The sequence below is a fragment of the uncultured Duncaniella sp. genome, assembly GCF_910577345.1.
Taxonomy (GTDB): Bacteria; Bacteroidota; Bacteroidia; order Bacteroidales; family Muribaculaceae; genus Duncaniella.
This window is the reverse complement of the sequence record NZ_CAJTMT010000038.1, coordinates 1-13,474: the sequence shown is the minus strand read 5'-3', so window position 1 is coordinate 13,474 and position 13,474 is coordinate 1. Positions and strand designations below refer to the sequence as shown.

Annotated in this window: 8 protein-coding genes and 1 pseudogene; 3 read left to right on the top strand and 6 right to left on the bottom strand. The window is 52.6% G+C overall.

The features are described from left to right. Nucleotides 1–14: 14 nt before the first annotated feature. The 6 genes and pseudogenes from QZ310_RS12280 to pnp form a co-directional block, all read right to left on the bottom strand. Nucleotides 15–3,339 (bottom strand): annotated as a pseudogene (locus tag QZ310_RS12280) (SusC/RagA family TonB-linked outer membrane protein). Nucleotides 3,340–4,049: 710 nt separating this feature from the next. Continuing rightward, nucleotides 4,050–6,125 (bottom strand): ATP-dependent DNA helicase RecG, encoded by a 2,076-nt coding sequence (gene recG, locus QZ310_RS12275; protein WP_297073240.1) that lies wholly within the window; start codon nt 6,123–6,125, stop codon nt 4,050–4,052. A gap of 134 nt (nt 6,126–6,259) precedes the next feature. Continuing rightward, nucleotides 6,260–6,526, bottom strand: coding sequence for a helix-turn-helix transcriptional regulator (locus tag QZ310_RS12270; RefSeq protein WP_297073238.1), 267 nt, complete (start codon nt 6,524–6,526; stop codon nt 6,260–6,262). Beyond that, a complete protein-coding gene (locus QZ310_RS12265; RefSeq protein ID WP_297073236.1) occupies nt 6,523–6,993 on the bottom strand; it encodes a hypothetical protein in 471 nt (156 codons plus the stop codon). Before QZ310_RS12265 ends, QZ310_RS12270 begins: the two co-directional genes overlap by 4 nt. Nucleotides 6,994–7,054: 61 nt before the next feature. Then, nucleotides 7,055–7,774 carry a 2-C-methyl-D-erythritol 4-phosphate cytidylyltransferase gene (ispD, locus tag QZ310_RS12260; RefSeq protein ID WP_297073234.1) on the bottom strand — a complete coding sequence of 240 codons (720 nt, stop codon included), beginning with the start codon at nt 7,772–7,774 and terminating at the stop codon, nt 7,055–7,057. Nucleotides 7,775–7,984: 210 nt separating this feature from the next. Next, nucleotides 7,985–10,261: a polyribonucleotide nucleotidyltransferase gene (pnp, locus tag QZ310_RS12255; RefSeq protein ID WP_297073232.1), complete on the bottom strand. Its 2,277-nt coding sequence runs from the start codon at nt 10,259–10,261 to the stop codon at nt 7,985–7,987. Nucleotides 10,262–10,578: 317 nt separating this feature from the next. Between pnp and ybaK the strand changes: the two genes are divergently transcribed. The 3 genes from ybaK (at nt 10,579) to QZ310_RS12240 (ending at nt 13,123) form a co-directional block, all read left to right on the top strand. Continuing rightward, nucleotides 10,579–11,082 (top strand): Cys-tRNA(Pro) deacylase, encoded by a 504-nt coding sequence (gene ybaK, locus QZ310_RS12250; protein WP_297073230.1) that lies wholly within the window; start codon nt 10,579–10,581, stop codon nt 11,080–11,082. Between the two features lie 86 nt (nt 11,083–11,168). Further along, the gene (aroC, locus tag QZ310_RS12245; protein WP_297073228.1) at nt 11,169–12,245 is read left to right on the top strand and encodes a chorismate synthase; all 1,077 of its coding nucleotides are present in this window, start codon (nt 11,169–11,171) and stop codon (nt 12,243–12,245) included. Next, the gene (locus tag QZ310_RS12240; protein WP_297073227.1) at nt 12,242–13,123 is read left to right on the top strand and encodes a TIGR01212 family radical SAM protein; all 882 of its coding nucleotides are present in this window, start codon (nt 12,242–12,244) and stop codon (nt 13,121–13,123) included. Before aroC ends, QZ310_RS12240 begins: the two co-directional genes overlap by 4 nt. Nucleotides 13,124–13,474: the final 351 nt, after the last annotated feature.

Sequence of the window (13,474 nt, the reverse complement as noted above, 5' to 3'; positions counted from 1 at the left end):
TTCCTTTCAGAGTGTTAGAAACCAAAGTTGACTGTGAGAGTGAACTGTTTGGGAGTCGGGGCAGCCACACCGCCGGTGTTGAAGAACTCAGGGTCCTGTCCGTTGAGTTTCTTGTCGGCATAGATGAGGAAGAGGTTGGTTGCCTGAAGCTTCACCATGCAGTTGGTCATACGCATAGCCTGAACTGCCTTGCGGGGGAATTCGTAGGAAACCGAGATTTCTTTCATGCGGATGAAATCACCCTTGGCGATGCGCTCGGTCGAGTAGTTGTAGGCGTTGTAGGCGTATGACAGATTACTGTCGTTCTTGTTCTGACGCTGTGAGGCGATGACGGGAACGGTTGTGCGGTTTTCATCGCCCGACACTGTCCAGCGGTTGAGGAATTCCTTGGGGGTCGCGGTGAGGTCGGTGTAGGTGTTCTTGAACACCGGGTCGAGACGAACCACGTTGCCGAAGGAGTAGGTGATGTAGACGTTGAGCGAGATTCCTTTGTAGCGGAAGATATTGCCGAACGAACCGACATCGGTGGGATCGATGCTGCCGGAATATTCAAGGAATTTCAGTTTCTCTGGGTCGGAGGTCTGGAAGTAGATACCGGTAGTCGAGATATTGCCGTCCTGGTCAAGGAAGGTGGGGAGACCTTCATCGTTCAGACCCTTGAAGGGGATAGAGAAGAGTGAGCGCACGGGGTAGCCTTCCTGAGCGAAACCGTTGCCCGACACGAGATCCATCAAGCGTTTGGTGGTCTTAAGGTCGGTCACCTTGTTCTTTGAGTGGGAGTAGATAAAGTTGGTGGTCCAGGTAAAGTCGCGGGTGACGATGTTGCGTGTTGTGAGCGAGATTTCGACACCGTGTGATCTCATTGATGCGATGTTACCGAACTTCTGTATCTGGCCGCCGATACCCTGGGTGGTGGCCACGCCGATGAGGTCGTAGTTGTTACGCTTGTACCAGTCGAATTCAAGATTGATGCGGTTGTCGATGAAGCCAGTTGAGAGACCGAGGTTGAGCTCATGTTTCTTCTCGTAGGTGAGGTCGCCGTTACCGAGCGCGCTCACGTAGAGCTGGCTTTCGTTGACACCAGCAAAGGGACGCCAGGGATTGCTTGAGCCTATGATGGCGTAGGCGTTGCTGACTGAGGGACGGTCGCCGGTGAGTGAGTAGGAACCTTTGAGAGTGAGGTGGCTCCATGTCGGGTTGAGGGATGACCACCATGATTCTTCGTGGGCATTCCATGATGCTGATACGTTCCATGTCGGGAGCCAGCGGGCCGAACGGCTCTTACCGAGGAAGTTGGTGCCTTCGTAGCGGATTGTTCCGTTGAGGTTGTAACGGCCCTGGTAGGAATATGTGGCGTTGGCGAAGAATGCTGCGCTGCGTTCTCGGGTGTTGTTGAGGTAGTAATATTCGGTGTTTTCCTCCATGCCGCGTTTGAACACCTGATAGGCATAGTTGGCAACCTCACCCATCTTGTATTGTTCGCCCCAGCCGCGGAACCATGTGGAGTGACGGTTCACAGAGTTGGTTTCCATACCGGCATAGAGGTTGACGATGTGATTTTCGGCATATACGTCGTTGTAACGTGCGGCTGCGCGGATGTCCCACTTGAACATGCTGCGGTCGGTGCGCTCATAGATACCACCGTTGGGCAGCACAGAAATCGGGAGGGCGTAGACGTTGTCAGGGTCCTTGTAGAGAAGCGGGTTCTTGTCGCGGATGGCCGAGGTCGGCATGGCGCGGTATGCTTCTGCCTGGTTGGAGTCGTCCTTGATGAAGTGTTCCTGGGAGGTCGCTGTGTTCTGTACACCGCCGAGGAGCGAGAGCTCGACTTTCTTGATGGGCTTGTAGGTGAGGATACCGGTCAGACGGAAGTCGTTCACGCCAAGCTTCATGTAGTTGTTCTTCAGCTCGTGCATGATGTTGAAGGGCGCATAGTTGCGGGTGTAGAATTCAGCCGCGTCAAGTGTGCGCGAGGTGTTCATCGAATAGGAGTAGGGGTTGATGTCGAAGTCGCGCTTGACTTCGCCGGTCACCATGTCAGTTTCGCTTCCGAGTGTGCCTGGAGCTTTCTGTTTGCGGAAAGATGCGTTGCTGATGAGGTTGAACGACACCTTGTCGGAAATGTTGAAGTTTGAATTCAGGTTTGCGGTGTAGCGCTGGACAGTGCTCTGCTTGTACCATCCCGGATCATACATAACACTGGCGGATACATAGTGCTGCGCTTTATCCGTACCTGATGAAAGGCTGACGGAGTGGTTCTGCATGACGGCGTTGGAGAAGAGTTCGTCGAACCAGTCAGTGTTGCGGTACTCTGCCGCTCTGAGATACTGGTCGCGTGCCTCCTTGGTGTTGGGAAGACCGAACTGGCCGGAGGTCGCGTCATACTGGGAAATCAACTGATACATTTTGCCATAGACACCGCTGGTGGAGGCATTGGCGATTTCCGCATAGTTGAGATAACCTTTTTTCGCGAGTTCCTGATAGACGCCCATCTGGTCCTGCGAGTTCATGATATTGAAGGTGCTGTAGCTGGGCTTCAGACGCATGGTGAATTCACCTGTATAGCTGACGGAGTTGCGTCCGGCCTTACCTTTCTTGGTGGTCACGACAATCACACCCGCCATTGCGCGCGCACCGTAGATTGAGGTTGCTGAACCGTCCTTGAGGATGTCGAAGCTCTCGATGTCGTCGGCATTGAGGCCTGCGATTGCCGATGAGATAAGGGTCTCGGCATTACCTGAGGATAGGTCGTCGGCCGAAACGTTGGTCACATCCTCCATGATTACACCGTCGACAACCCACAGCGGCTTGGAGCTACCGTAGATTGACGTTGCACCGCGCACACGGATTTTGGGAGCTGTACCGAAGGTGCCTGACACGTTCTGTACCGACACACCTGCCGCACGCCCTTCAAGGCTTCGGCTGATGTCGGCCATACCGCTGATTCGGGCGTCCTGGGCATCAATTTTTGTTGCCGCACCGGTGAAGAGGCGCTTGTCCATCTTCTGCATACCGGTCACGACGACTTCGCCAAGTTCCTCTGCTGCGGAGGAAAGTTCGATGGTCATTTTGTCGGAAGTAATCGCTACTTCCGCAGGTTTCATGCCTATGTATGTGATTACTAACGTTTTAGAATTGGGGGGGGGTGGAAATTGTAAACAAGCCGTCGACATCCGTGACCGTCTGGATCTTGGTTCCTTTGACAGTCACTGTCGCACCCACGATCGGCTCTTTGTCCTCAGCCGATATTACCTCACCGGTGACTTTCCGGCTTTGGGCAGCTGTAAGCCCGATACCCGTAAGTATCATGACTATGAGCATGAATAGGGTCTTTTTCATAAACACTGCGAAACAATAAATATTAGAGGTTAAAAATATGTTTTGACATTGCGGAATAGTACCGCAAATGTTATTTGTTTTAACTGTTGATGCGCAAATTTAAATATAATTTTCATAAAAATGCTTATGTTTACAAGAAAAATATTGTATTTTAACCTAAAAATGTGATAAATTTATTGTTTTAGCGATGAAAAAGGTGATTTTTGTTAGTTTTGATGCCTTTGGAGTGGTTTGTTAATGATGTATAAAAACAAAGGAGGAGTTAAGACCTGGGTCCTAACTCCTCCCCTCACGTTTCAACTATTTATTTATGAGAGCCTCAGTACCCAATTTCCCAATTCGGTAAAGAGGACGAGGGATGTAAATTTAGATTTTTATGCTTTGAGCTTCTTTATCTTTACTTACACTATTAAAACAACTGAGACCCCGCTTTGAAGCATGTCAGTGCGCTAAAAGTCATTAAAAAACGTCAACTGAAGAGGCTATTTTAACCTAATTGTTAAAATAGGGATTCAAAAGCGGAAGGATGGTGATATGGGTACAAGAAGTGAGCTTGCCGAAATTTGCAGTTCACTGCCGGTTGATGCAGGGTAACAAAAGGCTAAAAGCGACAGAAGTGCATGAATATCAATGCGGTTGCTGTGACATTCCATGCACTTCTGTTTCTTTTGAACTTTTGTTCTTCTGTATCTCTCCGAATCAGGTAAATTTCAGGATATGCGCGACCAGTCGCGGATGCGGGTCGTGAGGAGGCTGAGCTGCGAACGGATGAGCGCGTTGGCCGGTTGCTGAAGTTCGGGGTCGATGTCGAGGATTGCGGCGGCGGCATCGCGCGCGAGCTGCACTATCTGGCCGTCTGTAGCGAGGTTGGCTATGTGGAGGTCGATGGGCATTCCGCTCTGCATTGTGCCTTCGATGTCGCCGGGACCGCGCATCTGCATGTCGGCCTCAGCTATCGCGAAGCCGTCAGTGGTGGCAGTCATGAGTTCGAGGCGCTTGCGTGTGTCCTTTGCAATCTTGTGTTTCGACATCAGGATACAATAACTCTGCCCTTCGCCACGCCCTACGCGGCCACGCAACTGGTGGAGCTGCGAGAGGCCGAAGCGTTCGGCGTTCTCGATGAGCATTGTCGTTGCATTTGGGACATTCACACCGACTTCGATGACGGTCGTGGCTACCATGATGTGGGCTTCGTGAGATGCGAAGAGGTTCATCTGATAGTCCTTCTCCTGCGGTTTCATCTGGCCGTGGACAAAGGCAACTTTGTAGTCGCGGAATGTCTCGCAGATGTTTTCGTAGCCTTCTTCAAGCGATTTGAGGTCGAGTTTCTCGTTTTCCTTGATGAGCGGGTAGACGATGTAGACCTGTCGGCCGAGACGCAACTGCCGACCTATGCCCTGATAGGTCTTGAAGCGGTCCTCCTCGTAGCGCAGGAGTGTCACTATCGGTTTTCGTCCGGGTGGGAGTTCGTCGATGACCGACACGTCGAGGTCGCCGTAGACAGTCATTGCGAGTGTACGGGGAATCGGGGTGGCTGTCATGACGAGGACATGTGGAGCGATGACGTTTTTTGTCCAGAGTTTGGCGCGCTGGGCCACTCCGAAGCGGTGTTGCTCGTCGATGACGATAAAGCCGAGGTTCTTGAATCGCACATTGTCCTCGATGACGGCATGGGTTCCGATGAGGATGTGAAGGGAACCGTCGGTGAGCTGTTGGTGGATTGTCTCACGTTCCTTTTTGCGTGTCGAGCCTGTGAGCAGACGGACGTTGATGCCCATTGCCGCCACCATCTTCGTGATTGTCTCGAAGTGTTGTGTGGCGAGAATCTCGGTCGGCGCCATGAGGCAAGCCTGGGTGTTGTTGTCGAGGGCGATGAGCATACACAGCAGCGCGACGAGGGTCTTTCCGGAACCCACATCGCCTTGCAGGAGGCGGTTCATCTGTCGTCCGGTTGCCATGTCGGCGCGAATCTCCTTTATCACCCTCTTCTGTGCGTTGGTGAGGGGGAAGGGGAGGAATTGGGAGTAGAAAGTGTTGAAGAAGTGGCCTATGCGTGGGAAATGAAAGCCTTGGATGGCAGAGTTGCGACGGCGTGCATAGTGCTGGATGTCGAGTTGAAGATAGAACAACTCTTCGAATTTCAGGCGGAAGCGGGCCTGTTCGAGAATGGCCGGTGAGGGTGGATTGTGGATGGCTGAGATGGCCTCGCGGATGCCGAGGAGCTTGTAGTGGCCGATGATTTCCGGAGGAAGTGTCTCGGCCATGTTGCGTATGCCGCTTAGGATGTCGGAAACGGCAGTCGAGAATGTGCGCGATGAGAAGCCGCGGTTGCGGAGCTGTTCGGTCAGTGGGTAGACACCTCGGAAACCACCGCGCGAGGCTGCGGCATCAGGTGTGTCGACTTCGGGATGGACCATACTCCACCGTCCGTTGAAGTTGGAGGGTTTGCCGAAGAGGATATATTCAGTGGCGGTGTGATAGAGTTGGCGTATGGCCTTGATGCGCTGGAACCACACGACCTCCATCACCGCGCTGCCATCGGAAAACAGGCCGACGAGCCGGGTCTTAGCCCCTTCCCCCTGCACGTTGAAGCTGACGAATTTGCCTTTGACTTGCAGCGATGGCATGTCGTCGCCTGCGAAGTCGATGATGCGGTAGACGGAGCGGCGGTCGATGTAGTGGGTCGGGAAGTGGAAGAGAATGTCATGATAAGTCCTTATGCCGAGATTCTTTTCAAGAAGTTCGGCACGCTTGGGGCCAATTCCACGAAGGAATTTTATGTCCATTCTTCGCAATCCGTTCATGATGTTTCAGGAGGATTTACAGTAGGGCCGGATTATAGAGAGCTATCCGCAGTATACAGGAAGTGGGTTCGACATTCGATTGTCAAACTCACTATTTGAATAATGATTGAATATGGTTATCCGACAACAATTATAGGTTGTCCGAAAAATGAGCCTAACATGGCAAGGGTAGATACGGTGAAATTATGTTCTCCGCTCAGCCATTTTGTAATTTCGCTCGGACGTTTTCCGATAGCGTCTGCGAACTGTTTTTTAGAAAGTCCGCGTTCCGACATTAATTTGTCAATGCGGTTGGAAATTTCAAACGATAGGCGGGCTTCAGCCCTTTCCTGCGGAGTGAGATCGCTGAGCAGTTCTCTCAGAGAAGTTTTAGCAAGTTTCATAAGGCAAAAGTTTTATCGGTTTGGATTTCATTTTCAGTGATTACGATAGTGCCGTCCTTTACTCCATCTCTGAGCAGTTCCTCAAGGTTTTGAAGTGTCATCACATATCCTTTCAATGATTCATCTTCCTCGTAGGTCCTTGTGGATTTCACACCGCCGTTTCCGAGAATCAGGATTTTGTCGGAAAGACGCAGGCAGTAAAGCCTTAGTCTTGAACGAAGAGTAGGAAGGGCCACTACCGAATCTTTCATTTTACCTTCCGGCCTGAAATATCTTTCAAGTGCGCCGAAGTCAAGAATCTGGTCAATGAATTTTGCTATTACGCGGAAATCCTTGTCCAAGATGGCATCTTTACGGATTTTAGAAACGAATTTTTCAAATTCGTTCATATCGTCCGACAGGAATTGGATTGTATAGACCGTGCAATTGTCACTTTGGTCTAAGAGGAGGAGTTCGACTTCGCTCATATTGGGGAGGTTTTTATATAATAACGTCGGATTGTGATAAATATTTCACCTGAAAGTGAAATTAGAGGTTCAGATACAGCTCTGCCACTGCCATGTCGCCGGGGTTGGTGACTTTGATGTTGTGAGGGTCACCGTCGATGAGGCGAAGGTCTGTGAATCCGGCGGCTTCCATGACCGATGCGTCGTCGGTGAATGTCGGGCGGAGTTCCTGACGGTAGGCGGCGAGGAGTCTGGGGGCAGGGAAAATCTGCGGAGTCTGGACCGAGCGGAGCGATGAACGGTCGACGGCTGCAGAAGAGCCGTCTGCCCCGACGCGGCGTATTGAATCGGTCACCGGACAGGCGGGTATGACACCATCGCTTCCGGGGAGGCCCTCGATGAGACGGTTGATGAGAGTGGTGGTGATGACCGGACGCGCGGCATCGTGGATGCTGACGTAGGCTTGCGAGTCGGCCGGAATCAACGAGAGGGCATTCCTGACGCTATGGGCGCGGGTGGCTCCTCCGGTTGTGATGAGGTGAGGAAGAGTGAAATCATGTTCGCCACACATTTTCAGCCATTCGTCAATCATTTCCGCGCTGAGGACCACTATCAGTTTCCAGTCGGGAGTGGCGGCATGAAGCCTTTCGAGTGTGGTCATGAGCAGAGGGCGCCCTGCGAGGTCGCAGAACTGTTTGGGCAGATTGCCGCCGTAGCGCGATCCGCTTCCGGCTGCCACGATGATGTGGACATTGTCGGAGGGGGTGATTTCAAGTGGCCTTATATAATAATGTGTAGTCATGATTTGTTGGAGGGGATAGATTGGGCGCGTCGGCATGGATGGTCGTGTGACTGATTCTTTTGCCTGGGCGCTTATGGAAAGAAAACCGGCGGGCTCCCGTGTGGGGAACTCGCCGGGGCGTTCTTTCAATGGTAGTAATTGGTATTTTGGGTTAACTAAGAGCGTGATTGAAATTTTAATCAGTGATAGATTGATGACTATACGCTCTGATTAGTAGCGGGGACCTCCGTGATTGTTGTTGTCACGGCGGGGTCCGCGATCGCCACGGTCGTTGTCACGGCGGGGACGGTCGCCACGGTCGTTGTCGCGACGGGGACGGTCGCCGTCACGGCGGGGACCGCGTTCGCCACGGGGTGCACGTTCGCGTTCAACATAGCCTTCGGGCTTGGGCTGAAGCGCGCGCATCGACAGACGGTATTTACCTGTCTTCTTGTCAATCTCAATGAGTTTCACGTCAACTTCGTCGCCTTCCTTGAGACCGGATGCCTCCATGTTCTCAAGACGGTCCCATGAGATTTCAGAGATGTGGAGGAGACCGTCGCGGTTGGGCATGAATTCAACGAAAGCACCGAATTCGAGGATTGAGCGTACCTTGCCGTGGTAAACCTTGCCCTCTTCGGGGAGCTCGACGATGGCGTTGATCATCTCAAGAGCCTTGTCGATTGAAGGTTTGTTGGCGGCAGCGATTTCGATATAGCCTCCGTCGGGGATTTCGTCTATGCTGACAGTAGCACCGCTGGCTTCCTGAATACCCTGGATGATTTTTCCGCCCGGGCCAATGACAGCGCCGATAAGCTCTTTGGGGATGAGCATGGTGACGATGCGGGGAACGTGGGGCTTGTAGTCCTCGCGGGGTGCGGGGATTGTCTCCTGAATCTTGTCGAGGATATGCAGACGGCCTTCGCGGGCCTGGTTGAGTGCCTTTTCAAGAATCTCGTAGCTGAGACCGTCGACCTTGATGTCCATCTGGGTGGCGGTGATACCGTCGCGGGTACCAGTCACCTTGAAGTCCATGTCGCCGAGGTGGTCTTCGTCGCCGAGGATGTCGGAAAGGATGGCATACTTCTCACCGTCCGAGATAAGACCCATTGCGATACCGCTGACGGGGCGCTTCATCTTCACACCTGCATCGAGGAGCGAGAGGGTGCCGGCGCAGACAGTTGCCATCGACGACGAACCGTTTGATTCGAGGATGTCGCTGACGATGCGGCAAACGTAGGGGAAATCATCGGGGAACATGCGCTTGAGGGCGCGGTGGGCGAGGTTGCCGTGGCCTACTTCACGACGGCCTACACCACGGGGTGCGCGGGCTTCGCCTGTCGAGAAGGGGGGGAAGTTATAGTGGAGGAGGAAGCGTTCGCGGCCCTGGTTGAGAACGTCGTCGAGAATCTTCTCGTCGAGCTTGGTGCCGAGGGTCACTGTTGCGAGAGACTGGGTCTCACCACGGGTGAAGACAGCCGATCCGTGGGGGCCGGGAAGGTAGTCGACCTCACACCAGATGGGACGGATTTCGTTGGTCTTGCGGCCGTCGAGACGGATGCCTTCGTCGAGGACGCAACGGCGCATTGCTTCTTTTTCCACGTCGTGGTAGTAGCGCTTCACCATTGCTTTTTTCTCCTCGCGCTCCTCTTCGGGGATTGTTTCGAGGTATTCTTCGCAGATTTTGTCGAAGCTCTCCTGACGCCAGTGCTTGTCGGCGCTGCCGGCCTTGGCGATGGCGTATGCCTTGTCGTAGCACTTGTCATGAACGTCTTTGCGGAGCTCTTCGTCGTTGGTCTCGTGGCAGTATTCACGCTTCACGGTCGAACCGACTTCCTCAGCGAGTTCCATCTGGGCCTTGCACTGAACCTTGATGGCATCGTGTGCGGCACGGAGGGCGGCGAGGAGGTCGGCTTCCGAAACTTCGTTCATTTCGCCTTCGACCATCATGATATTGTCGTAGGTTGCACCTACCATAAGTTCCATATCGGCCTTTTCAAGCTGCTCGAAAGTGGGGTCGATGACGAATTCGCCGTTGATGCGGGCCACGCGCACTTCCGAGATGGGGCCGTTGAAAGGAATATCGCTCACCGCGAGGGCTGCAGAGGCTGCGAGACCTGCGAGGGCGTCGGGCATATCGACACCGTCAGATGAATACATTGTCACCTGTACGATTGTGTCGGCATGGTAATTGTCGGGGAAAAGCGGACGCAATACACGGTCAACAAGGCGGGATGTCAGGATTTCGTAGTCGCTCGCGCGGCCTTCACGTTTGAGGAAACCGCCGGGGAAACGTCCGTTTGATGAAAATTTCTCTTTGTACTCAACTTGGAGGGGCATGAAGTCAACCCCTTCACCGGCCTCCTTGGCCGTTACGACTGTCGCGAGGAGCATTGTGTTGCCCATGCGCAGTTCTACCGCTCCATCGGCTTGCTTTGCAAGTTTGCCGGTCTCCAGCGTAATGGTGCGACCGTCAGGCAGCTCGATGGTTTTTTTGATTGGATTCATAGATGATGTTTAATTCAGCTTTTATAATTTCTTCGTTTTTGCAGCTTAATGCGGAGATGCGCCGTTTCAGTGCGCATCACGCGGATTTTGCAAAGTTAACAATTATTTTGTAATATTTTAGTCATACGAACCTTAATTATTACAAAAATCGCAGAAAAATATGGATGCTATATGTTGTAAGATATGTTTTAGAAGGCAATAGACTGACATTACAGCATGATGCGGTGTCGGTGATGGAGATTGCCGCTCAAGCTTGTTTTCCAAACTTTATTCTTTGAAAATTGCAATATAGCTTGTGATTGAGTAAATTTGCAGCTATGAATTCGTCAAAAGAAAAAATAGCAAAGACCAATGCCGCGCGTCTGCTCGACAGGGCAAAGATCCATTACGAACTGATTCCCTACACAGTCGATCCTGACAATCTTGCGGCAGAACATGTGGCCGAGGAGCTTGGTGAGGACATCAATTGCGTGTTCAAGACCCTGGTGCTTCACGGCGACAAGTGCGGATACTTCGTCTGCGTGTTGCCCGGAAACATGGAGGTCGACCTGAAGAAAGCGGCCAAGGCTGCCGGCGCGAAGAAAGCGGAGATGATTCCGATGAAGGAGCTGCTACCGCTGACCGGCTACATCCGTGGCGGCTGTTCGCCTGTCGGGATGAAGAAACCTTTCCCGACATATTTCCATTCGACTGCCGTGGGCTATCCTTTCATATATGTGTCGGCCGGACAGCGCGGTCTTCAGTTCAAGGTCGCTCCCTCTGACCTCATTGCCTACTGTTCGGGCGAGGTTGCCGACATCGCTGAGATGAAGGAGCATTGATACAGACTTTTATACAAATAAGGATTTCCTGTAAGTGACAGGTAAACACATAAGTCAGTCAGGGACATAATCTGTAATTATCGAAAATGAATACAATAGGCAAAATATTTACTTTTACCGGATTTGGTGAAAGTCATGGTGCGGCCATCGGAGGAGTGATCGACGGTATGCCCGCAGGAGTGAGAATCGACCTTGAAAAAGTGCAGCATGAGCTTGACCGCCGTCGTCCCGGACAGTCAGCCGTGACCACAGCGCGCAAGGAGAGTGACACGGTCGAAATCCTTTCCGGACTTTTCGAGGGGGTGACCACGGGCTGTCCGATCGGCTTCATCATCCGCAACGAGAATCAACATTCGAAGGACTACGGTCAGCTCCGCGAGGCTTTCCGCCCATCGCACGCCGATTTCACCTATACAACAAAATATGGTCTGCGCGACCATCGCGGAGGAGGCCGTTCGAGCGCACGCGAGACAGCCACGCGTGTCGTGGCCGGTGCTTTCGCGCGACAGGCTCTGGAACAGTTGGGCATATCCATTACGGCATACACCTCGCAGGTCGGGGCCATTGCTATTGACGGCGACTATACATCTCTGGATCTTTCGCTGACTGAGAGCAATGTCGTCCGCTGTCCTGACCCGGAAAAGGCAGCCGAAATGGAGAAGTTGATAATGAAAATCAAGGGTGAGGGGGATACTATCGGCGGTATCGTCAGTTGTGTTATCAAGGGTGCTCCTGCCGGTCTCGGCGACCCTGTGTTCGGTCGTCTCGGTGCGCGTCTTGCCGAGGCGATGATGAGCATCAATGCCAGCAAAGGTTTTGAATACGGCATGGGATTCGGTGGCGTTGAGCTGAAGGGCAGCGAGGTCATAGATCCTTTCACGGTCGGTGCTGACGGCCACATCGGTGTCAGCGCAAACCATTCGGGTGGCATACAGGGTGGAATCTCCAACGGTGCCGACATCTATTTCCGCGTGGCTTTCAAGCCTGTCGCCACACTCATGCAGGACATCGAGACGGTTGACTGCAACGGGAATCAGGTGCTTTTGAAAGCCCGTGGACGTCATGACCCATGTGTGGTTCCACGCGCGGTGCCTATCGTCGAAGCTATGGCTGCGATCGTGCTCCTCGACACAGTTCTGCTAAACCGTGCGGCCCGTCTATGAAACCTTACCGCGACTTTGCCGACTTTCTCGGCGAGCATTTCAAGGGAAAGGTCCAGAAGATTGCCGTCAATGCAGGTTTCACTTGTCCGAATCGCGATGGGACGAAGGGACGCGGGGGCTGCACTTATTGCAACAACCAGTCGTTTAATCCCGGCTATTGCGCTCCGGCCCTCTCGGTGACCGAACAGCTTGAGCAGGGTAAGGCTTTCTTTGCAAGGAAATATCCCGAAATGAAATATCTGGCCTACTTTCAGGCCTATACCAATACACACTCCGACGATATTGACCGACTGATGAGTCTCTATGAGGAGGCCTTGGCTGTCGATGATGTCGTCGGGTTGATAATAGGCACGCGTCCCGACTGTATGCCGCAGCAGCTTCTCGACCGTCTTGCAGCCTTGCCGGCGTGGGTGATGGTTGAATACGGGGCGGAGAGTGCGCACGATTCAACACTCGAGAGGGTGAACCGTTGCCACACTTGGGCTGATACAGCCGATGCCGTCACGCGCACCCATGCTGCAGGACTCCCCACAGGTCTGCATCTCATCATGGGGCTTCCGGGTGAGGATGAGGCGATGATGCTTGAGACGATTGACCGTGTGAATGAGCTTCCGGTCGATACGGTTAAGATTCATCAGCTCCAGCTAATCCGTGGGACGCGTCTTGCCCGGGATGTGGAGGAGGGTCTTTATGACATCCCGCGTTTCACGGCTGAGGAATATGCCGACCTCTGTGTGAAACTGCTCCACCGTCTGCGCCCCGACATCGCTTTGGAGCGTTTCGTCTCGCAATCGCCTCCCGAATTGCTCATCTATCCGAAATGGAACCTTAAGAACTATCAGTTCACCAATCTCCTCCACAATCGGTTGAAATTGTAGCAAGCCGCGATTACGGTACATGAAATTCTGAAAAAGGCACATAAAGCCGGAAGGTCAGAAGTCCCTATAACTCGTTCCGCATTAGCTTGAAGCGATATAACAAATTTGTTATATGATAGATACAGAAGTCCATATAACATGTTTTGTATTAGCTTGACGCAATATAACAGATAGGATAGGTTCAGGTAAATTATACATCTGTTACTTTTGTCTATTTTGTTCGTTTGTGTCTCTTTTCATTGCATATAAAACCGGATTTTCCGATTGAGGAGGTTGAATTATAATGGAGAATGGCAAGCTGCGAAGCAGCGGTGCGATGGTAGCCCCTCATCGAGCGCTATGCAATGAAGC